15 protein-coding genes and 1 pseudogene are annotated in these 20,647 nt (G+C 64.9%); 9 read left to right on the top strand and 7 right to left on the bottom strand.

The genetic code is table 11. The features are described from left to right. The first annotated feature begins 458 nt into the window (after positions 1-458). Together ACTJLB_RS21010 and ACTJLB_RS21005 are read left to right on the top strand one after the other, a co-directional pair. Positions 459-1,853 carry a sigma-54 dependent transcriptional regulator gene (locus ACTJLB_RS21010; protein ID WP_020069346.1) on the top strand — a complete coding sequence of 465 codons (1,395 nt, stop codon included), beginning with the start codon at positions 459-461 and terminating at the stop codon, positions 1,851-1,853. 228 nt (positions 1,854-2,081) lie between these two features. Further along, positions 2,082-3,053, top strand: coding sequence for a thymidylate synthase (locus tag ACTJLB_RS21005; RefSeq protein ID WP_440784337.1), 972 nt, complete (start codon positions 2,082-2,084; stop codon positions 3,051-3,053). A gap of 87 nt (positions 3,054-3,140) precedes the next feature. Here ACTJLB_RS21005 and ACTJLB_RS21000 read toward each other — a convergent pair whose 3' ends face one another. Together ACTJLB_RS21000 and ACTJLB_RS20995 are read right to left on the bottom strand one after the other, a co-directional pair. After that, positions 3,141-5,651: a DUF6600 domain-containing protein gene (locus ACTJLB_RS21000; RefSeq protein ID WP_440784336.1), complete on the bottom strand. Its 2,511-nt coding sequence runs from the start codon at positions 5,649-5,651 to the stop codon at positions 3,141-3,143. A 147-nt stretch (positions 5,652-5,798) separates the two neighbouring features. Then, positions 5,799-6,512: an ArsR/SmtB family transcription factor gene (locus ACTJLB_RS20995; protein ID WP_408486743.1), complete on the bottom strand. Its 714-nt coding sequence runs from the start codon at positions 6,510-6,512 to the stop codon at positions 5,799-5,801. Positions 6,513-6,688: 176 nt separating this feature from the next. Here ACTJLB_RS20995 and ACTJLB_RS20990 point away from each other — a divergent pair, with 176 nt between their 5' ends. The 4 genes and pseudogenes from ACTJLB_RS20990 (at position 6,689) to ACTJLB_RS20975 (ending at position 10,245) form a co-directional block, all read left to right on the top strand. Then, positions 6,689-6,832 carry a hypothetical protein gene (locus ACTJLB_RS20990; protein ID WP_179214179.1) on the top strand — a complete coding sequence of 48 codons (144 nt, stop codon included), beginning with the start codon at positions 6,689-6,691 and terminating at the stop codon, positions 6,830-6,832. Positions 6,833-7,071: 239 nt separating this feature from the next. Further along, positions 7,072-8,354 (top strand): annotated as a pseudogene (locus ACTJLB_RS20985) (MFS transporter). Continuing rightward, a complete protein-coding gene (locus ACTJLB_RS20980) occupies positions 8,354-9,514 on the top strand; it encodes a GlxA family transcriptional regulator (protein WP_440784335.1) in 1,161 nt (386 codons plus the stop codon). The pseudogene ACTJLB_RS20985 and the gene ACTJLB_RS20980 overlap by 1 nt, the downstream one beginning before the upstream one ends. Before the next feature lie 224 nt (positions 9,515-9,738). Next, positions 9,739-10,245 carry an acyl-CoA thioesterase gene (locus tag ACTJLB_RS20975; protein WP_020069353.1) on the top strand — a complete coding sequence of 169 codons (507 nt, stop codon included), beginning with the start codon at positions 9,739-9,741 and terminating at the stop codon, positions 10,243-10,245. Positions 10,246-10,421: 176 nt separating this feature from the next. Here ACTJLB_RS20975 and fumC read toward each other — a convergent pair whose 3' ends face one another. The 5 genes from fumC to ACTJLB_RS20950 form a co-directional block, all read right to left on the bottom strand. Then, positions 10,422-11,822, bottom strand: a complete 1,401-nt coding sequence (gene fumC / locus ACTJLB_RS20970; protein WP_027804847.1) for a class II fumarate hydratase — start codon at positions 11,820-11,822, stop codon at positions 10,422-10,424. Positions 11,823-11,836: 14 nt separating this feature from the next. Further along, the gene (locus tag ACTJLB_RS20965) at positions 11,837-13,486 is read right to left on the bottom strand and encodes a phospholipase D family protein (protein WP_440784334.1); all 1,650 of its coding nucleotides are present in this window, start codon (positions 13,484-13,486) and stop codon (positions 11,837-11,839) included. Positions 13,487-13,642: 156 nt separating this feature from the next. After that, entirely contained in the window at positions 13,643-14,602 is a 960-nt protein-coding gene (gene panS, locus ACTJLB_RS20960) for a ketopantoate/pantoate/pantothenate transporter PanS (protein ID WP_440784333.1), read from the bottom strand. 482 nt (positions 14,603-15,084) lie between these two features. Then, complete coding sequence (locus tag ACTJLB_RS20955; protein WP_020069357.1) at positions 15,085-16,497, bottom strand: MATE family efflux transporter; 1,413 nt, start codon at positions 16,495-16,497, stop codon at positions 15,085-15,087. Positions 16,498-16,823: 326 nt separating this feature from the next. Continuing rightward, positions 16,824-17,042 (bottom strand): RNA-binding S4 domain-containing protein, encoded by a 219-nt coding sequence (locus ACTJLB_RS20950; protein WP_011489423.1) that lies wholly within the window; start codon positions 17,040-17,042, stop codon positions 16,824-16,826. A 311-nt stretch (positions 17,043-17,353) separates the two neighbouring features. On the opposite strand from ACTJLB_RS20950, the gene ACTJLB_RS20945 reads away from it, so the two are divergent. From ACTJLB_RS20945 to ACTJLB_RS20935, 3 genes are all read left to right on the top strand, one after another. Then, positions 17,354-17,818, top strand: a complete 465-nt coding sequence (locus tag ACTJLB_RS20945; RefSeq protein ID WP_392394197.1) for a hypothetical protein — start codon at positions 17,354-17,356, stop codon at positions 17,816-17,818. Positions 17,819-17,898: 80 nt separating this feature from the next. After that, positions 17,899-18,180 (top strand): hypothetical protein, encoded by a 282-nt coding sequence (locus ACTJLB_RS20940; protein WP_020069359.1) that lies wholly within the window; start codon positions 17,899-17,901, stop codon positions 18,178-18,180. A 219-nt stretch (positions 18,181-18,399) separates the two neighbouring features. After that, positions 18,400-20,529, top strand: coding sequence for an ATP-dependent helicase (locus ACTJLB_RS20935; protein ID WP_440784332.1), 2,130 nt, complete (start codon positions 18,400-18,402; stop codon positions 20,527-20,529). Positions 20,530-20,647: the final 118 nt, after the last annotated feature.

Here is a 20,647-nt window from a genome sequence, read left to right as displayed (position 1 = left end):
ACGTTCCCGTCACCAATCAGATAAAGTAGTGGCACAGCAAACTATGCAGGTTGAACCCGCCAGAAGAAAATACCTATTAGATGCTAATTGAAACGGTACGATCTACCTGCGTTCCTACGTATGAGAAAAGCGCTTCCACATTTCGTAATTCGTAAGTTGATTACTTATTTATCGGCGTGGACGCCTTGCTGGGCAAGGGCGGGCGGATTAAATTCGCATAATTGTTTTCCAAGCCGCGCGCGTATAGTAAGCTCTCGGAAAGAGCTTCAATTTTAAAAAAAGCCCGCTAACGGGCCGTCTCAAACACACACGCCGCTTTCTGGGGATCAGCTGTCCGCACGGAATGGAATGGCCGTTCGGTTTTTGCTATTTGCGAATCCCGAATGTGCCAGCGTGTCTGAATTGCGGTTCAGGTGCGTGCATCATCCTTAACGTTCGTTGACGAGAGGATCTGAATAATGGAACCCGCAACGCGGCAACTGATTTACGTTTCGCGAGAGCCAAGCGCGGAACTGAACACCCGCTTCCACCAGCGTGGCTGGAATGTCGAAGTGGTGGGATCGGCGCGCGACGCGCGCCGGGCCGTACGCGCCGGTTCGGCAGCGGGTGGCCTGCTCGATTTATCGAGCCATTTCCAGCCGCATGAAATTGCAGCATTCGAATCCTGCCTGACCATGCCGAACGTCGGCTGGGTCGCCGCGACCATGCCTGGGCAACTCCAGGACGCAGCGCTGCGCCGTCTGGTACGCGATTATTGTTTCGACTATGTGACCGTCCCTTACTCCGGCGACCGGATCGTCGATTCCGTCGGTCACGCATACGGCATGATCTCGCTCGGCGAACCCGCTTCGAACGATGCATCGCAGGGCGCCGAAGGTGAAATGGTCGGGTCGTGCGACGCAATGCTGGCGCTGTTCCGCTCCATCCGCAAAGTCGCAATGACTGACGCGCCGGTTTTTATCTCGGGCGAGTCAGGAACGGGCAAGGAACTGACGGCTGTTGCGATTCACGAACGCTCGGCGCGGCGCAACGCGCCGTTCGTGCCGATCAACTGCGGCGCGATTCCACCGCATCTGCTGCAGTCCGAACTGTTCGGCTACGAACGGGGCGCGTTTACCGGTGCGAATCAGCGCAAGATCGGCCGCGTGGAAGCGGCCAACGGCGGCACGCTTTTCCTCGACGAAATCGGCGATCTGCCGCTCGAAAGTCAGGCGAGCCTGCTGCGCTTCCTTCAGGAGCGCAAAGTCGAGCGGCTGGGCGGCCATAGCGCGATCGACGTCGACGTGCGGATCATTTCCGCAACGCACGTGGATATGACGGCTGCCATGATCGAAGGACGTTTCCGCTCGGACCTGTATCACCGCCTGTGCGTGCTGCAAATCGACGAACCGCCGCTGCGCGCGCGCGGCAAAGACATCGAACTGCTCGCGCGCCACATGCTGGAGCGTTTCAAGAAAGACGCGAGCCGGCGCCTGCGCGGTTTCGCACCCGACGCAATCGCCGCTTTGCACAACTACGGCTGGCCGGGCAACGTGCGTGAACTCATCAACCGCGTGCGTCGTGCGATTGTGATGTCCGAAGGACGCGCGATCACGGCGCGCGATCTCGAACTCGCCGAGTACGTGGAGATCGTGCCGGTGTCGCTCGCTCAGGCGCGCGAAGCGGCCGAGCGCCAGGCGATCGAGCTTGCACTGTTGCGTCACCGTGGACGTCTTGGCGACGCAGCCCAGGAGCTCGGTATCTCGCGTGTCACGCTGTACCGGCTGCTGTGCTCGCACGGCATGCGTCATATGGAGAGCGAGCCGCTGGCGTCGCCGCACGGCACGCTGCCCGCATCGGTGCCGCATCTCTGAGGTGCGGCCGCACGCAACGGTTGTGAGCTGGCCGCTCCGCAGCGGCCGGTAGACCGGACGGCCCGCGACGCGTCGCCCTCCGCGTGGGTTCGCGCGGGGCTCGTCGCACCAGGGCGCCTTCCATAGACTCTCGCAAGCGGTCGGCGCCCGCCGGCCGCGCTTGGTAAAATCGGGTTTTCCGCTCAATCTCGCGGCGCACCGCTTCCGGACCGCGTCGAAGGAACCCGCATGAAACAATACCTGGATCTCGTCCGCACGATTCTCGACACTGGCACGTGGCAGGAGAATCGCACCGGCATCCGTACCATCAGCATGCCGGGCGCCATGTTGCGCTTCGATCTACAGCAGGGTTTCCCGGCGGTCACAACGAAAAAGCTGGCGTTCAAGTCGGCCGTGGGCGAACTGGTCGGTTTCCTGCGCGCGTCGCGCAGCGCGGCCGATTTCCGCGACCTCGGCTGCAAGGTGTGGGACGCGAACGCCAACCAGAATCCGCAATGGCTTGCCAATCCGTATCGTGAGGGCCCCGACGACCTGGGCGACGTATACGGCGTGCAGTGGCGGCAGTGGCCGGCCTACAAGGTGCTCGACGCCAGTGCGAGCGCGCAGCTTGCGGATGCGACCGCGCGCGGTTTCCACGTGATCACTGAATTCGACGAGAACGGTAGCCGCAAGGTGCTGCTGTACAAGGCGATCGATCAATTGCGTCAGTGCCTCGACACCATCATGCAGAATCCGTCGGACCGGCGAATCCTGTTTCATGCGTGGAATCCTGCGGTTCTGGATCAGATCGCGTTACCGGCTTGCCATCTGCTCTACCAGTTCCTGCCGAATGTGGCGAAGCGCGAAATCTCGCTGTGCCTGTACATCCGCAGCAACGATGTCGGGCTCGGCACGCCGTTCAATCTGACCGAAGGCGCGGCCCTGCTGCACCTGGTGGGACGCTTGACGGGCTACACGCCGCGGTGGTTCACGTACTTCATCGGCGACGCGCACATCTACGAGAACCAGTTGGACATGCTGAAGCAGCAGCTCACGCGCGAGCCCTATGAAAGCCCCAAGCTCGTCATTTCCGAGCGGGTGCCGGACTACGCGAAGACCCACGTGTACGAACCGGAATGGCTGGAAAAGATAGAGCCGTCGGATTTCTCGCTGGTCGGCTACCGGCATCACGAGCCGCTCACGGCGCCCATGGCTGTCTGACGCGCCTGACCAAAAAAGCCTCCGCGGTTCCCATCGCGGAGGCTTTTTGTTTTGTGACGACGACAGACTGCTCGTAAGGAAGGGCGCTTAGCCCTTGTGATGCTCGTCGTGGCCACCGGCCGAGCGCTGCTCGCCGTGCTGCTGCGGCTCAGGGCGCGGCTGCTGCACTTGCTGCGGATGAAACTCCTGACGCGGCGCCTGCTGAGCTTGCGGTTGCGGACGAGGCTCAGGACGCGGCTGCTGCGCCTGCTGCGGATGAAACTCCTGACGAGGCGCCTGCTGAGCTTGCGGTTGCGGACGCGGCTCAGGACGCGGCTGCTGTTGGACCTGCGGCCGCTCGACCGCTTCGGCGTGCTGCGCGGACTGCCGTTGATCTTGCGCCGCATGCTGCTGTTGCCCCATCGCCGGATTCTCCACGGGGCGCGGCGCCTCGCGTGACTGCATCGCTGGGTTCCGCTGACCTCCTGGCTGCTGCGACCACTCCGGCCTTGGCGTATGCGCCTGTTCACCGCCTCGCTGACGACCCTGCTGCGCTTGCTGGGCCATAGGCGTATGCGGCTGCGTCCAGGCGGGCTGCTGACGTCCATCCGCGGCAACTGACTGGCCCTGCTGCTGAGCCGGTTGTCGAGCCGGTTGCTCTGCCACTCCCCGCTGTTGTGCCACACCCGGGTCGCCGCCGTTCGCCTGCGGCGGCCGCGGCACGCCGTTCGGCGGGGCACCTGCTGCGCCAACCTGCTGCCCATTCCACCGCAGGGGCGCGCCGGGACGCTCCGGCTGGGCACCCGCGCGCCCCGGCTGAACGGCGACAGCCGCGTCGCCTGGACGGCGCCCGGCCTGCGGCACGTTGTTCTGCGGCTGGCCTGGGGCGCCCGGCGCGGCCTGTCCGCCCGGTCCCGGCTGAAGAACTGGCGCTCCCGCCGCCGCCCCCGGCATTCGTCCCGGAAGATGCGACTGGACGACCCGCACGTTCTGCACCGGCAACGCACCGGGCCCACCCGACATGTGCGCCGGGACCGACGTCCGAACGATGGGCTGCCCGGCGCCCGGCACGCGTCCACCGCTTTGCGCGAAACGCTGCGCGAGGCCATCGCGGTAGGCGGGCGGCATCGACGGACTACGCGTCGCGACGACTGGACGTGTCATCACCCCCGCCGGCGGCCGGTAATTCGCGTTGCGCAGACCCGGCCCGTAACTCTCGCGCACCGGCGCGATGCCCGGGGCGCCCGGGTTGATCCGCGCATTGCGCCACTGCGCGGGATCCACCTTCTGCGCAAAGCGCCCCACAGGCTGTCCATGCACGAAAGCCGTCGCCGGAACCGCCGTCACAGCGCGCGGCGCCCGGTAGTTGACGTACGTGTTGTGAATGTTGGTGATATTGCGGTTATAGTTGTTGATGACCGTCGTCTGATTGACGCGTTCGTAGTAGCGCGGGCTCCAGTGATCGTGGTCGCCCCAGTGCGGATGCCACCGTTCGCCCGGTCCGAGCGGGAACCACGCGACGCCCGCGGCCACCGCACCGCCAATCGCCAGGTTCACGCCCCAGTCCAGTCCGCCGCCTCCGCCACCGCCGCCGACGAAAGCCACCAGCGCCGGCGCATAGACTGGCGGCGCGCTGACCACGACCGGGCCTGGCACCCATGCCCAGGAGTCGTCGACGTAGGCCCAGCGGCCGTAGTGATACGGAGCGAACCCCCACGGTGCGTCGTCGACCCAGGTCCAGCCCCAAGGCGCCTGCCATACCCAATGTCCGTCGTGGTACGGCGCCCAGCCGGCGGGCGTCGCGCGCGGCACCCAGACCTCGCCGTACTGTGAGCTGCTGCGCCACGTACCGTTGGCGTCCAGATCCTGATAACCGGGGATTTCACGCGACACATAGCGCGCCGATACCGAGCGGTTCTCGGCGCCGTCGCGGCTCGCGGCCCATTGGTCGAAGCCGTCGGGGCCCGGCGCGCCATTGTCGGCAAGCGTTTGCAAAGAAGTGCCGGCAAAGCGGATCTGCTGGCCGGCCGCGACCGGCACCTGTGCGCCGTCGCCATAAACCGTCGCATTGCCGTTGCGAACGGTGACGGTGGTGCTGCTGCCGTCCGGCGCGACGTCGACGCGGTAGTCGCCCGGGCCGTTCAAACCGAGCGCGAGATTCGGCGTGTCGATTTCATACGACGACCCCGGCGGCAGTTCCCGCACATGCGCCGACAACGTCCCTTGCGCGACCTTCAACTGCGCGCTGTTGTCGTCGAGACCGAGGATATCCAGGCTTGTCGACTGGCCGAGACGCACGGCGGTCGAGCCGATATGCAGTTCGGAACGCGCGTTCTGATCGTTCCACAACTGGTCGCCGGTGGTGAGCGGCCGGTTGATCTGCGCGTACGACCAGTCGGCGGCGCCGGCGGGCTCGGTGGTCACGGTTCCGGCCATGTAGTTCAGCCGCGCGACGCGCCCGGGCGGATCGCTGTCCGTAGCGACGCCCTGCGGCGCCGGCGCGGCTTGCTGCGCGAGCGCGGCCTGCGCGGCGAACAGGAAGGCGGCTGCGGCAATCAGCGAGTAGCCGATGGTGCGACGGGTTGACGAGGTTGTCGATGGTGAGGTCGTGGTTCTCATGATTGTTCTCCGACGGACGATGCACGTGCAGCATCCGTGAACCACTGTACCCGCGCCGTTTGTTTCAAGACGCCCACTTTTGTAAAGCCTGGTGGCGACTGGTAACAAAAGGTCTCCATCAGGCCGTCGGGCTCCGAGCGCGGTCAGTCACTCGGCCAGGAAGGCGTCGAAGTGCCGGTGTCCGGTCGGCGTGATGCGCAAGATTCGCGGCCGTTCGGTCCGTTCGACCCAGCCGTGCGCGGCCCACGAGTCGAGCAGCGCCGCCCCGAGCGCGCCGCCGAGATGCGGGCGGCGTTCGCTCCAGTCCGGGCAGGTGCACGCGAAGCGGCGCCGGCGGCTGCGCTGCGCCGACAGGTCGATGCCCCAGTCGGAGAAGCGGGCAGCACCCTCCGGTGTGGCTTCGAGCGACGCACCGTTCAAAGCCAGCAGTCCTCGTCCGATGAGCCGCTCGAATACGCGTACGGACAACTCGCCGGCCATATGGTCGTAGCAGGTGCGTGCGTAGCGCATGTCGGTCGGCACGGTGCGCACCGGGCGCGGCACCGGACGCTGCGGCGCGCTGACTTGCGCGACGTTGGCGAGCGCTTCGATGGACGCCGCGATGTCGGCCGACGCAATGCGGAAATAGCGATGCCGGCCGCGCACTTCGAGCGCGAGCAGGCCTCCCTCGGTCAGGCGCGCGAGATGAGCGCTGGCCGCCGAAGGCGACAGTCCCGCGATCATCGTCAGTTCGCCGGCGGGGCGAGCGCTGCCGTCCATCAACGCCCACAGCATGGCTGCGCGGCCGGGATCGGCGAGGAGCGCGCCAATGCGGCTCAGGCCGGGAAAATGATTGTGTTCGTCTGCGAGGCTGGCGGGCATGACGCGTCTCCGTATCTGTCGGTCTTCGATGCGCGGGGCGCAACGTACGATGCAGCCACTTTACCGGGCAAATGCATTCGATGTTTCAGCCTGGCGTGAACCGTCGATTGCAGCGCGGCGCATGCGCCTGAAGCGCCAGGCTAGAATCGGAGCCTGTCTTTGCAGGATACGCAGTCATGAAAACAGTTCTGGCCGTTGTCGTTTGCATCGTCTTGTTGGGCGCCTGCGCTCAAGGCGGCTCCGGCTCGGCATCGGGTGCGGGTACCGGCAGCGTCACCATGTACGGCACGATCGACGAAGGCATCACCTTCCGCAAATAAAGGCGTCGTTGGCCTCGTTGCCTCTTTCGGCAAGCATCGAATTGGCAGAAACTGATACATCATTGTCATTGCTGCCACGCGCAGTCATGTGACGATGTGGTTTTCGCCAAGTGAGCACTCGGCGGCTCAGCTCAGTCAGGCCAGTCAGGCGACTTAAGGCCGTGGCGGCGTGTGAGGGCCGCTTGGGCCGCTTGTGCCGCTCCTGCCACTTCGACCACCTTCGCCGCCGGGACTGATCCATGCCGCCTGCCGCACCAGCTTCGTCTTCTCGATCCGCCGCCGCTTCTGCCTTCACTGCCGTTTCCGCGGAACTGCGCGGCTCCGGCCCGCATGGACGCCGTGACGCGCGCGTGCTGGCCGTGTGCCAGGCGTTGTACACCTCGTCGGTGTCGATCGATCTCACACTGACGGGCCTCGTTGGCTACACGCTCGCCGACGACAAGGCGCTCGCCACGCTGCCTTTCTCGCTGATCACGGTGCTGCGGCGCTCACGACGATCTTCGCGTCGTTTCTGATGGCGCGCATCGGCCGTCGCGCGGGTTTCGTGCTGGGCGCGAGCGTCGGCGCGCTGGGCGGCGCTGTGTCCGTGTGGGCGATCTTTCATCACGACTTCTGGGCTTTTTGCGCGGGGACCGCGACGGTCGGCGTATTCCAGGCGTTTGCGCAGTACTACCGGCTCGCCGCCGCAGACGCAGTCGGTCTCGAAGCCAAGAGTCGCGCAATTTCGACGGTTCTCACGGGCGGCGTGGTCGCGGCCGTCTGCGGCCCGCTTCTCGCCGCGTGGAGCAAAGACTGGCTCGCGCCGGTGACGTTCGCGGGCTCTTACGCGCTCGTCACCGGACTCGGACTCGCGTCGATTGTCCTGTTGATGCTGCTTTATCGCGACATGGCGCCTGCGCCGGCCGTGGCCAGTACCCACGACGCCGCACGGGCGCTCAGGGAGATCGTGCGGCAACCGATCTTCGCCGCGGCGCTCGCGAACAACGCGCTCGGCTATGCCGTGATGACGTTCGTCATGACCGCCACGCCGATCGCGGCGGTCGCGTGCGGGCACAGCATCGGCGACGGCGCGTCGATCATCCAGTGGCATCTGGTCGGCATGTTTGCACCGTCTCTCTTTTCCGCGCGGCTCATCAAGCGTTTCGGCGTGCTGCCGGTGATCGGCGCGGGCATTGCGCTCTCGGCACTATGCGGTGTCTTCGCATTGCGTTCGACCGATCTGCCGCACTTTTACGCCGCGCTCGCGTGTCTCGGGGTGGGCTGGAATTTCATGTTCGTGGGCGGCTCCACGCTGCTCGCGCAGTCGTACAGGCCGTCGGAACGGGCGAAGACGCAGGCCACCAGCGAATTCACGACGTTCGCGTTCTCCGCGCTCGGTTCGCTATTCGCAGGGCAATTGCTGGCGCGCTTCGGCTGGGCGACGATCAATGCGGCGATCTTTCCGCTGCTTGCCGCAGCGGCGCTCGCCACGCTCGCCTATGCGCGGTCGTCCAGACGGCGCGCGATGGGAGGGGTCGCGTGATGACCGTGCGTCATATCGTATTTGCCGTCGCACCCGATCTGGTCCTGCTCGACGCGTGCGGCCCGCTGGAAGCCTTCTGGCGCGCCGAACTGACGATAGCCGCTGCGCACGGCGCGAGCGATGGCGGTGGGCGGGTGCCTATACCGGCGAACCCGTCCACGCATGCGGATGCGTCCGTGCCTGCATCCACGCATTCGCCCGCACGCCCGATCGCTTATCGCACGACAGTCGCTTCGATCGAGGGCGGCGTCTTGCAGACTTTTCCGGGCCTGCCGGTCGTGACCGAACGACTCGATTCACTCGACGCCGAGCCTATCGACACGCTGATCGTCCCCGGCGTTCCGGTCGATCAGCATTGCACGCTGCAGCCGGAACTCGTCGCGTGGATCAGGCGCAATGCGCCGCGCGCGCGACGCGTGTGCTCGGTATGCACGGGCGCGTTCTATCTGGCGGCGGCCGGCCTGCTGGACGGCCGCCGCGCGACCACACACTGGCGGGATGCGCCGCATCTCGCGCGCCGCTTTCCCAATGTTCATGTCGATGCCGATCCGATCTTTATCCGCGACGCAGGCCCGGAGGGAGTCCGAGGTGATGGCGAACGCGTGGTCTGGACGTCGGCGGGCGTGACGGCGGGCATCGATCTCGCACTTGCGCTGATCGAAGAAGACCTCGGCCACGCCGTCGCGATGCAAGCCGCGCGGCGCCTCGTTGTCTTCATGAAGCGCCCCGGCGGGCAGTCGCAATTCAGCGCGGCACTCGCGGCACAGGCGTCGGCGGGAGGGCCGTTCGAGGCCTTGCATAGCTGGATGGTCGCCCATTTGCGCGAGGACCTCACGGTCGAGCGACTCGCCGAGCACGCGCGAATGACCCCGCGGACCTTCGCGCGCCGCTACGTCGACGAGGTCGGGCGTACGCCGGCGAAAACCGTGTCCGCATTACGCCTCGAAGCGGCTTCGCGGGCACTGGCCGAATCGCGCCGGCCGCTGAAGCGCATCGCGCTCGATTGCGGTTTCGGCAGCGAGCAGAATCTGCGGCGCGCGTTCGTGCGGCGCTTCGGCGTGCTCCCGCTCGAGTATCGTGAACGGTTCATGTCCGCGACTGCGCCTGCGTCGGCGAACCATCGAGAGGCGCCTGTCCGCGCCGGCGACGACGCGCGCTGAACGACTGCGCGCGATGCGACCGTTCGAGCCGGAGAACAGGCCAGCGCCGCGGCACTGTACGAGCTTGCAGCGGCCACAGCGGTGAACCTGCTGATCGGATTGCGCGCCGAAACCGGCTGCGCGCATGGACGTTGCACGCATTTCCGCCCGATAATTGGGTACGCCGTCAATATTGCGCTCGTATAATCGCCTCCTTTCAATGCATCCGATTGACCGGAGTCAAGATGAGTAGCCATCTCTCAGCGCCGCTGGAACGTTCCGAAACCACGTTTCGCTTTCTCGCCGAACCCAGCTCGGTCAACTTCGGCGGCAAGGTGCACGGCGGCGCGCTGATGAAGTGGATCGACGAAACCGCGTATGCGTGCGCGGCGGTGTGGTCGGGGCGTTATTGCGTGACGGTCAGCGTCGGCAATATCCGTTTCCGTCGACCGATTCTGGTAGGCAACCTCGTCGAATTGCGCGCGCGCGTGGTGGCGACAGGGCGCACCAGCATGCACATCCATGTGTCGGTGCAGGCTGGCGACCCGAAGGGCGGCGAGTTGCTGCAAACCACGGATTGTCTCGTCGTGATGGTCGCGGTCAATGAAAACGGACACCCGGTGCAGGTGCCGTCGTTCGTGCCGGAAACCGACGAGCAGAAGCGCCTCGCGAAGTACGCGATGGACGTGAAGGAAGCGCTCGACGCGATCGTCGAGCTGAAGCCGGAAGAGGTGGCGCAGGGCAAGGTTTGAACGACGCTTGCCGGCGTTCACTCGGGCGCCGGCAAAACTTCAGGCGGCGATCCTTTGCCGCTTAAGCGCCCGCGTTTCCGTCCCGGGCTAATCTGAATCAAACCCGCATCGAATCAAACCGGGCGACTCACCGGGAGTCGCCCAGCGCGTCAGGCGTGGGAGCGGGCAGGTGCCAATCAAGGCACCGAATGGCCCACCATATCGCCCGGCCGCACCCATTCGTCGAACTGCTGCTCAGTGACATAGCCGAGCGCGAGCGCCGCGGCCTTCAGCGTGGTGCCCTCCTTGTGCGCCTTCTTCGCGATCTGCGCGGCCTTGTCGTAGCCGATGTGCGGATTGAGCGCCGTCACGAGCATCAGCGATTCGTTAAGCAGCGCGTCGATCCGCTCACGATTCGGCTCGATGCCGACTGCGCAGTTGTCGTTGAAACTCAGAGCGCCGTCGCTGAGCAGGCGGATGGACTGCAGCACGTTGTGCGCGATCATGGGCCGGAACACGTTCAACTCGAAGTTGCCGCTCGCCCCGCCGATGTTCACCGCGACGTCATTGCCGAACACTTGCGCGCACAGCATCGTCAAGGCTTCGGACTGCGTGGGATTGACCTTGCCCGGCATGATCGAGCTGCCCGGTTCGTTCTCCGGAATCGACAGTTCGCCCAAGCCGCAGCGCGGACCGCTCGCGAGCCAGCGGATGTCGTTGGCGATCTTGTTCAGACTCGCTGCCACCGTTTTCAGCGCGCCGTGCGCGAAAACGAGCGCATCGGCTGCGGCCATTACCTCGAATTTGTTGGGCGCGGACACGAACGGCACGCCGGTGAGCTTCGCGATGGCAGCCGCGACCTTGCCGGCGAACTGCGGATGCGCATTCAAACCGGTGCCGACAGCCGTGCCGCCCTGCGCGAGTTCATACAGATGCGGCAACGTCGATTCAACATGGCGGATGCCGTGGTCGAGTTGCGCGACATAGCCGGAGAACTCCTGGCCGAGCGTGAGCGGCGTTGCGTCCTGCAAGTGCGTGCGGCCGATCTTGACGATGCCGGCAAACGCCTTCGCCTTGCCGTCGAGCGTGTCGCGCAACGTCTTGAGCGCAGGCAGCAGATGCTTGACGATGCCATGCGCGGCGGCCACGTGCATGGCCGTCGGGAAGACGTCGTTCGACGACTGGCCGCGATTCACGTCGTCGTTCGGATGCACTTTGCGCGCTTCACCGCGCTCGCCGCCGAGCAGCTCGCTCGCGCGATTCGCGATTACTTCGTTCAGGTTCATGTTGGTCTGCGTGCCGGAGCCGGTTTGCCAGACCGCGAGCGGAAACTCGTCCGGATGCTTGCCTGCGATGATCTCGTCGGCCGCCTGCATGATCGCGTGCGCCTTTGTCTCGTCCAGCACGCCGAGGCCCAGGTTGACCTCGGCGGCGGCGCGCTTGATCACGGCGAGCGCGGTGATCAATTCGGGCGATTGCTTCTCGGTGGAAATGCGGAAATTCTGCAGCGAGCGCTGCGTCTGCGCGCCCCACAAATGAGCGTTCGGCACAGCGATTTCACCGAACGTATCGCGCTCCATTCGTACGTCTTCAGTCATGGTTGAGCTCCGCTTTAAAGTTCTGCGTTGACCGGCAATAGGGAGAATAGCCCTGTTAGCGCGTTCCGGTATAACCCTGCCTGCGGGTCGAAAATGTAGGTGCGGCGCGTGCCGTCTTCGACATCGGTCCACACGAGCGGGGACAGCGGCGCGCCGATCGAACGAAGATAGGCGAGCTGCGCGCCGTCGGCGAGCGTCACGCGGTAGCTTCGCTCCGGCGCCGTGGCGGTGGCGAAAATGTCGGCGACCTGCGCAGCCAGTTGCGGGCTGTGGATCACGAGCGCCAGTTCGGTATTCAGATGCGCCGAGCGCGGATCGAGGTTCATCGAGCCGATCACCAGAATCCGGCGGTCGATCACGTAAGTCTTCGCATGCAGACTCGCGCGCGAACGCGACCCGGCGATTCCCGCCGTGGGCGTATCCTGGCGCGGCTTGAATTCGTATAACTCGACGCCCTGTTGCAGCAGCGGCACGCGAAACGGACTGTAGCCCGCTTGCACCGCAACCGCGTCGGTGGCGGCGAGCGAATTCGTCAGGATCGCTACGCGCACGCCCCGGTGCGTGAGTGTGCCCAGCGCCGTCACGCCGGCGTCGTGCGGAACGAAGTAGGGCGACACGACGAGGAAATCCTTGTGCGCGTCCTTCATGAGCTCGCCGAGCCGCTTCATCGGTGGACTGACGTAGTCCGGCGACGGGCTCTCGATTTTCTCCGGCTGATCCGCCTCGAACTCCGCTTGCGCCCAGGTCAGGCCGAGTTGCTTGCCCGCAATCTGCGTGGCGAGCGGCGTCGCGTTCAAGGGCTTCGCGTTGTATGGATCGGCGTTGGTGCGCCAGTGCTTGCGCAGGTCGTCGCGTGTCTGATCAAGTTCTTCGCGATCGAATTTCTGCTTGTTCAGCACGCCGAGCGGATACGCGACGCTGCTGTTCCAGTAGTCGTCGAAGCTCGCCGAGACATCGGCGGTGATCGGGCCGGCGGCGAGCACGTCGATGTCGCGGAACTGCAGGACTTCGCTCGCGTTAAAGTATTCGTCGCCGAGATTGCGGCCGCCGACAATCGCCAACTGGTTGTCTGCGATCATCGCCTTGTTGTGCATGCGGCGCGTGAAGTGGCCGATCTGCGTGAAGACATTCGAAGTGCGCTCGAACACACCTTCACGCGCGCTGCCGAACGGATTGAAGACGCGAATCTCGATGTTGCTGTGCGAGTTGAGCCCCGCCATGATGCGGTCGATGTCCTTGAAGTTCAGGTCGTCGACCAGCATGCGCACGCGCACGCCGTGATCCGCCGCGTACAGCGCGGCGCCGAGCAGCAGCTTGCCGGTGGTGTCCTCGTTCGCGATGTAGTACTGCATGTCGAGCGTTTTCGTCGCCGCGCGGGCGAGCGCGATGCGCATCTGCAGTGCGTCCGTTCCGCTCGAGAGCACACGGAAACCCGATTCCCCCGGATGAGCGGCTTCGAGCGGTTCAAGCGCCGCGCGAAGCGGCGTGTTTTCGGTCGGTGATAACGCGTGAGTGACCGGGCGGTCGAACGCGGTGGCGGGAGGTTTGGTTGCGCACGCAGTCAGAAATGCCGACGTGCAACACAGCAAGAAAAAATGTCTGGCGGAGCGGATTGCGCGCTTAAGTTGCGTCGCGGTCTGCTTTTGTTCTGTATGCCACTGCACGCTTTTCCCCTTGTTGTTCAGGCTTTTCGTAACGGCAGCGCAGATGCTTCAGCCGCGCTGCCGAGAAATCCATTCTAAGGGGAATCGCGCCGCCGGACTGTGCACCGCGGCACGCCGGCGGCGTCTGGGACCGCGATGAGCGGTGGCTCGAAACCGTCAGACGCGTTCGGTGTTCAGCCCTCGTTCGCCTTCGGCATACGTCGAGCCCTTCGCCGGGCGCCCTGCCCAATAACCCGCGAGCAGCGACCCCGACAGGTTGTGCCAGACGGAGAACAGCGCGCCGGGCAACGCGGCAATTGGCGTGAAGTAGAGCTTGCCGAGCGTCGCGGCGAGGCCCGAGTTCTGCATGCCGACTTCAATCGCAAGCGTGCGGCAAACGGCTTCGTCGAAACCTAGCAGGCGGCCGCCCCAATAGCCGCCGAGAAGGCCGATGCCGTTATGCAACACCACCCCGAGCATCACCACGAGGCCGACGGACGCAATGCTTTTTTGCGTGCCGCCCACCACCGCGCCGATGATCAGCAGGATCGCGACCATCGAAACCAGCGGCAGCACTGGCTCGATCTTGCGAACCGTCTTGCCGAACAGGTGATTCACCACGAGACCGACCACGATCGGCAGCGCGACGATTTGCAGGATGCTCATCAACATGCCGTGGACGTCGACGGCGATTGACGCATCCACGTAAAGGCGCGTAAGAAGCGGCGTCGCAAAGACACCGACGAGCGTGGACAACGCACTGATCGTCACCGACAGCGCGACGTCGCCGCGCGCCAGATAGATCATCACGTTCGATGCCGTGCCGCTCGCCACGCTGCCCACCAGCACCATGCCGGCGGTCAGATCGGGCGGCATGCGCAAGACTTTCGCGATGACCCAGGCGGCGAGCGGCATCACGAGGTAATGCAGCACGATGCCTGCGATCACCGGCGCGGGCCGTGTGAAGACGCGTTGAAAGTCCGCGACGGACAGCGTGACGCCCATCGCCAGCATGATGATGGTCAGAAGCGTGGTGACGTGCGGAGCGATGCCGGTGAACGAAGCCGGCGAGAAGTACGCTGCAACCGAAATGAGCACGGCCCAAACGGGAAAAAGACGGGTGATGCGGGCAAGCATGGGGCAAGGTCCTTGGTTATGTTTTATGGCGAGAAGCGGAGGTTGGTCGTTCGCAAGCGGGCGCAGCGCTGAAGGCGGCGACGCTCTGCCGGGTGCGGGGCCTCACGACTGCAGCGAGTGCCTGTGAGCGGGACGCGCCGTACGTCGCGGTCGCTGCAGTTGAGTCGCAAGCGAACGGCAGGTTGTCAGCGGATGGTGGACCTGCCGGCAGCGCGGTCCTTTGTGAGGCGCGCAAGCGGAGCTTCGGTGGATGGACGCGGGTTCGCGACTCGCACCGAAGAAGTCACGCATTTTAACGTTGTGGGCGGCAGCTTGCTGGCTCTATGGTTGCGCGTGCAACGGGTTTGCAGGGACGTTGGCTCGCTGTGCCATTGTCCCTTTTGCGGCAAGACCGGCCGCCGGGCCTTAGCGGATTTCCCGTCCGCAAGCGGACCTGTCACGCAGCGCGGACGTGCCTGCAACGGCGAGTCTGTTACCCGCGTTCAAACCGATGCGGCAGGCGGCGCGTCCGCCGCAACCGGCACGCGCCGCAAGCTTAACTTGTGAAAGCGCAGCGTCATCAGCAGCGCGACGCTCGCGAGTCCGGCCGCGAGGCCCCACCACAAACCTCGAGCACCCAGCCCGGCATGAAAGGCGAGCGTATAGCCGGTCGGAAAGCCAATCACCCAGTAACCGAATGCGGCGGCGATCATTGGTATGCGCGTGTCTTTCAAACCGCGCAGGCAGCCTGATCCGACCGTTTGCATGCCGTCGACGATCTGAAAAATCGCTGCCACGCCGAGGAGTGAACTCGCGAGCGTAACCGTCGCCGCATTGGCCGGGTCGTCCAGGTGCAGATAGAGGCCGACGATCCAATGCGGCGCGGCGATCAGCACGATTCCCGACAACGTCATGAAGCCGACGCCGAGTGCCAGCGCGACGAAGCCCGCATGACGCGCGGCGAGCGGCTGCCCGGCGCCGGACCAGAAGCCGACTCTCACATTGGCCGCCTGGCCGATCGCGAGCGGCACCATGAATGCCACCGACGCGACGTTCAGCGCAATCTGATGTGCGGCCAGTTGCGACTCGCCGAGCAGCCCGACCATCAGGCCGGTCGCGAGGAAGAGCGTCGATTCGACGCCGTAGGTGATCGCCACCGGCCAGCCGATACCGAACAGTTCGCCCATCAGCGGGACGTTGGGGCGCGTGGCGACCACGAAATGGCGATAGCGGGGCCGCAGATGCAACAGCGCCATCAGCACGAGCGCGGTCAGCCAGACGGTGATGGACGTCGCAGCCGCCGAGCCGAGGAAGCCGAGCCGCGGCAGCCCGTACGCGCCGTGAATCAGCCCGTAGTTGAGAAAGCCATTCACCCCGACGCTGACGAGCGACACCCACAGGAGCCGCCGCGCCGCGCCGATCGCCGGCAGGAAAGAGCGCATCAGACCGACGCCGATCAGACTGCCCAGCGCGCCCCAGCGCAGCACCGCCGCATACTCGCCGACGTTATGCGCGAGCAGCGCCGGTTCCCCGAACGCAAGCAGGATGGGCGTCGCGAACGACAGCAAGGCGAACGCCGGCACCGACAGCAACACCGACAACACAAAACCGGTCCAGTAGATGTGCGGCACGCGGCTTTCGTCCTGCGCGCCGCGCGCATGCGAGACGCTCACGCTGACCGACGTCAGCACGCCCTGCAGCAGCGTCACGACCACGAAGAACAGATTGGCGCCCAGACCGCCGGCCGCGAGCGCGTCCGGTCCGAGAGAGCCGAGCAGGATCGTGTCGGTGACGCCCATGGCCATTTGCGACAGTTGCGCGATGGCGAGCGGCGCGGCGAGCCGCGCGGTGTCGGCGGCGTGGCGGGACAAGGTCGGCGGACGGGTGGCCACCCGGGTGAAGCCGGATTGAGTCATGGAGCGTGTGAAAGTTGACGGAATGACGACGCCGTGACCGCTGGCGACCGCCGCGGCACTGGAAGCAGCGAAGGCAACGGAAGCGCGCTCTACGAGAGACGCGTGGGCTCGCGGTCGCATGGCGGTTCACGAGCCTCGTAATGACGCCGATCGAGGCGGCTCGCCACGGTTTCCCGGCGAGCCCACGGTCGGCGATGTCAGCGGGGCCGTTCGTCTAGCGAAACCAACAGCTTATTGCGTGACCGCTGCAAAGTCGATGGATTAAGCACATTTTTGGTGCGCGAGTTTCCTGCGGAATCTCGTGGTTCCTGCGGGAGTAGTAGCGGTCAGGCTTCGTGGACCGCGATTCGCGTGTCACCGAGCAGTACCACCTGTCCTGCGCGGATCTTGCACGTTTTACGCGTTTCGACGCGGCCGTCCACAGTGACGGCTCCGTCCGCTACCATCATCTTCGCCGAGCCGCCGCTGTCCGCGAGCCCCGTGATCTTCAGCAGATTGTGAAGTTCGACGTAGTCGCCGGTGAGCGTGAAATCGAGGTTGGGCATGGGCATTGCACCTTCAGGCAAGGGGTTCGCATCATAAAGCACAAGCTTGCCCCTAAGAAGTCGCGTTGTCTCGCGCAGTGTTTCGTGAACGCATCGCAAGCAAATGCAAGCAGATGTTATCCGTTTGTCGGAAAGTGAAACGTTGCGTAACACCGGTCGTCACAACACGACTTCACTCGTAAAGTGCATCTCAGCAGGAAAGCTTGCCGGATCTAGTTCGGCTATGAGCAGACCGGGAGGTCGTCCAGCGCGCCGCAGCGCGATGCAGGGCGGTTCGACCCGGCCACAACAACTCTAGAGAGGAATTTGCCATGACCCAGATTCGTACGCTCCTGATCGGTACCGCCATGACCGCATTCGCCGCCACGGCAGCCGTCGCGCAGACCACACAGCCCGTTCAACCGGCTGCGGGCATGAATGCCCAGGTACAGGTTCAGTCGCCCGGCGCCGACGTCGCGCCGGCCGCTCCTGCCGCCCAAGGCGTGCAGCCGGTCACGCCGGCACCGACCCGCCTGACGGCCTCGGGCTCGCCCGATCCGCTGGTACAAAAGCGCGAAGCCAACGCGAAGGCTAACGCGGAGTACCGCGCGTCGAAGAAGGCGTCGAAGGCCGAACTGAAGGAACAGCAGAAGGCTGCCAAGTCCGAATACAAGGAGCAGGTGCGCGACGCGAAGATCAACAAGAAGGCGGACAAGCAGGCCGCTGACAACGAAATGAAGATGAACCTGCAAAGTCAGGCGGGCGCCCAGACCGACGGTGGCGAAGTTAAGCACTAATGGCAGGCGGAGCCGCGGGCTCAGGTAACCCGCGGCGTCGAACCCGACTCGACCTGATGAGACTGGTAAGGAGGAATCGCATGAGCAACACTCGATTTACTAATTCCGCAAAATCCCCGACCGCGCGGCTTTGCGCGTTGCTGATCGCGGGCTGCCTGTCGTCGGCCGCATTCGCGCAGGCAAGCGATCCGGCCGCGGCGCCGGTCACGCACGCCGATCAGAAGGCGGCGAAGCAGCAAGCCAAGGCAGACAAGAAGGCGGCTGTCGCGCAAGCCAAGGCCGACAAGGAAAAGACCGAAGCCCAAGCCGACGCCGACAAGGCGCACGCCGAGGCCACTCTGAAGGACGCGAAGAAGCAGTAGGTTCCTGCTTCCTGATGAGCAGGTGCGACTTGCTCAACGAAACGGCCCGTTTGCGGAATGCACACGGGCCGTTTCGTTTTGAGCGGCTTGTAAGCGTGCGGCGCGGCGCGCGCGTGACTGCGCAGCAGCCACGCTAAAAAAGGGCGCTTGTGCGCGCGGGTTGTATGGATATACAGTATGCGTCGCCGTTCCCGATCCATCCAACGCCCTTAAAACACCGTGCTTTCCGTCGCAGAAACGCCGTCGCCGTCCGATACCGCCGCCTGGCTTGCGAAGCTGAACGACGCGCAGCGCGAGGCCGTCGAATTCGGCACCGATACGCCCCATTCACCGTCGGGCGCCTTGCTGGTCATTGCGGGCGCGGGCTCCGGCAAGACCAGCACGCTTGCGCACCGTGTGGCCAATCTGATGGTGAAGGGCGCTGATCCGCGCAGAATTCTGCTTCTGACATTTTCGCGTCGCGCGGCGCTAGAAATGACACGCCGCGTCACACGTATTGCCACGACGGCGCTCGGCACGCGCGCCGCGCTCGCGCAAGGGCTGACATGGGCGGGCACGTTCCATAGCGTCGGCGCGCGGCTTTTGCGCGAATATGCAGAACTGATCGGACTTGCACCGGCCTTTACGATCAACGACCGTGAGGATTCCGCCGATCTGATGAATCTGGTGCGACATGAACTGGGTCTGTCCGCGAAAGAACGGCGCTTTCCGGCTAAGGGAACCTGTTTCGCGATTTACTCGCGCGTCGTGAACACCGGCGCGTCACTCGGGCAGGTGCTCGATAACGCGTTCCCGTGGTGCCGCGAGTGGGAAGCCGATCTGCGCATGCTGTTCGCGGCCTACGTCGACGCGAAGCAGAAGCAGAGCGTGCTCGATTACGACGACCTGCTGCTTTACTGGTCGCATATGGCTGCGGAGCCGGCGATCGCCGCCGATCTGTCGGCGCGCTTCGATCACGTGCTGGTCGACGAATATCAGGACACCAACCGGTTGCAGGCGTCAATTCTCCTCGCGCTGAAGCCGGATGGACGCGGCCTGACCGTGGTCGGCGACGACGCGCAGTCGATCTATTCGTTTCGCGGCGCCACCGTGCGCAACATTCTCGATTTCCCGGCGCATTTCGATCCGCCTGCGGTTCAGGTCACGCTCGAACGCAATTACCGCTCGACCGAGCCGATTCTTGCCGCGTCGAACGCGGTGATCGAACTGGCCAGCGAGCGTTATACGAAGAACCTGTGGACCGACAAGTCGTCGGCGCAACGGCCCCGGCTCGTCACCGTCGCCGACGAGGCCGACCAGGCGCGCTATATCGTCGAGCAGGTGCTGGAAGCGCGCGAGCAGGGCATGACACTGAAGTCGCAGGCGGTGCTGTTTCGCGCCGCGCATCACAGCGCGGCGCTCGAGATCGAACTCACGCGCCGCAACATTCCGTTCGTGAAGTTCGGCGGCCTGAAGTTCCTCGATTCCGTTCACGTCAAAGACGTACTGGCGGTGCTGCGTTGGGCCGAGAATCCGCGCGACCGTGTGGCCGGTTTTCGCGTCGTACAGTTACTGCCCGGCGTGGGGCCGGCCACGGCCGCCAGAGTGCTCGACGAAATCGTCGCGCGAGCCGGCGTGGGCAATCCCGCCGACACCGCGGGCGGCACGCTCGCCGCGTTCGCACCGCCGCCTCGCGCGCAGGAGGACTGGCATCCCTTCGTCAGGCTGATGTCGAGCGTGTATGGGCGGCAGACGCCATGGCCTGCGGAGTTCGAGATGGTGAGGCGCTGGTACGAGCCGCATCTGGAGCGCAATCATGAAGACGCCGCAATCCGTCATGCCGACGTGTTGCAGATGGAAAGCATTGCGGGCACGTATGCGTCGCGCGAGCGCTTTCTGACGGAGTTGACGCTCGATCCGCCCGATGCCACGAGCGACGAATCGGGCGTGCCGCTCATCGACGAAGACTATCTGATCCTGTCCACCATCCATTCGGCAAAGGGACAGGAATGGCGCAACGTGTTCGTGCTGAACGGGGTCGACGGCTGCATTCCGTCCGATCTGGGTACCGGCAGCGAAGAGGAAATCGACGAAGAACGCCGCCTGCTTTACGTGGCGATGACGCGCGCAAAAGAAGACCTGCATATCGTCGTGCCGCAGCGCTTTTACGTGCACAACCAGACGCATATGGGCGATCGTCACGTGTGGGCGTCGCGCACGCGCTTTATCCCTGCGCACCTGATGCCTTTGTTCGACGCGTACGCATGGCCCCGCGTGCCGGTGCCCAGTGCGCCGACGGCCGCGGGGCTCGCCGCGGCGGCGCAGGCAAAAATCGAAATCGGAGCAAGGCTCAGGAAGATGTGGGACTGAGCGGCGCTCAGGTGGGCGGGGCTCGATGCCGCACGGGCTGTCGCCGTGCGGGAGCATCCCGGAGGGCTCCCTGGATCGCTTTCGGCAGCAGGCAACGTGCTTTACGCGCTAGCTGCTG

The sequence above is a fragment of the Paraburkholderia sp. 22098 genome (assembly GCF_052045935.1).
GTDB classification, from domain to species: Bacteria; Pseudomonadota; Gammaproteobacteria; order Burkholderiales; family Burkholderiaceae; genus Paraburkholderia; species Paraburkholderia caledonica.
The sequence above is the reverse complement of the archived record's forward strand: the minus strand, read 5'-3'. Positions and strand labels throughout refer to the sequence as shown.

Bases quoted from the DNA above. Each gene is read 5' to 3' on its own strand.
- ACTJLB_RS21010 (WP_020069346.1), top strand. From the start codon at position 459: ATGGAACCCGCAACGCGGCAACTGATTTACGTTTCGCGAGAGCCAAGC.
- ACTJLB_RS21005 (WP_440784337.1), top strand. From the start codon at position 2,082: ATGAAACAATACCTGGATCTCGTCCGCACGATTCTCGACACTGGCACG.
- ACTJLB_RS21000 (WP_440784336.1), bottom strand. From the start codon at position 5,651: ATGAGAACCACGACCTCACCATCGACAACCTCGTCAACCCGTCGCACC.
- ACTJLB_RS20995 (WP_408486743.1), bottom strand. From the start codon at position 6,512: ATGCCCGCCAGCCTCGCAGACGAACACAATCATTTTCCCGGCCTGAGC.
- ACTJLB_RS20990 (WP_179214179.1), top strand. From the start codon at position 6,689: ATGAAAACAGTTCTGGCCGTTGTCGTTTGCATCGTCTTGTTGGGCGCC.
- ACTJLB_RS20980 (WP_440784335.1), top strand. From the start codon at position 8,354: ATGACCGTGCGTCATATCGTATTTGCCGTCGCACCCGATCTGGTCCTG.
- ACTJLB_RS20975 (WP_020069353.1), top strand. From the start codon at position 9,739: ATGAGTAGCCATCTCTCAGCGCCGCTGGAACGTTCCGAAACCACGTTT.
- fumC (WP_027804847.1), bottom strand. From the start codon at position 11,822: ATGACTGAAGACGTACGAATGGAGCGCGATACGTTCGGTGAAATCGCT.
- panS (WP_440784333.1), bottom strand. From the start codon at position 14,602: ATGCTTGCCCGCATCACCCGTCTTTTTCCCGTTTGGGCCGTGCTCATT.
- ACTJLB_RS20955 (WP_020069357.1), bottom strand. From the start codon at position 16,497: ATGACTCAATCCGGCTTCACCCGGGTGGCCACCCGTCCGCCGACCTTG.
- ACTJLB_RS20950 (WP_011489423.1), bottom strand. From the start codon at position 17,042: ATGCCCAACCTCGATTTCACGCTCACCGGCGACTACGTCGAACTTCAC.
- ACTJLB_RS20945 (WP_392394197.1), top strand. From the start codon at position 17,354: ATGACCCAGATTCGTACGCTCCTGATCGGTACCGCCATGACCGCATTC.
- ACTJLB_RS20940 (WP_020069359.1), top strand. From the start codon at position 17,899: ATGAGCAACACTCGATTTACTAATTCCGCAAAATCCCCGACCGCGCGG.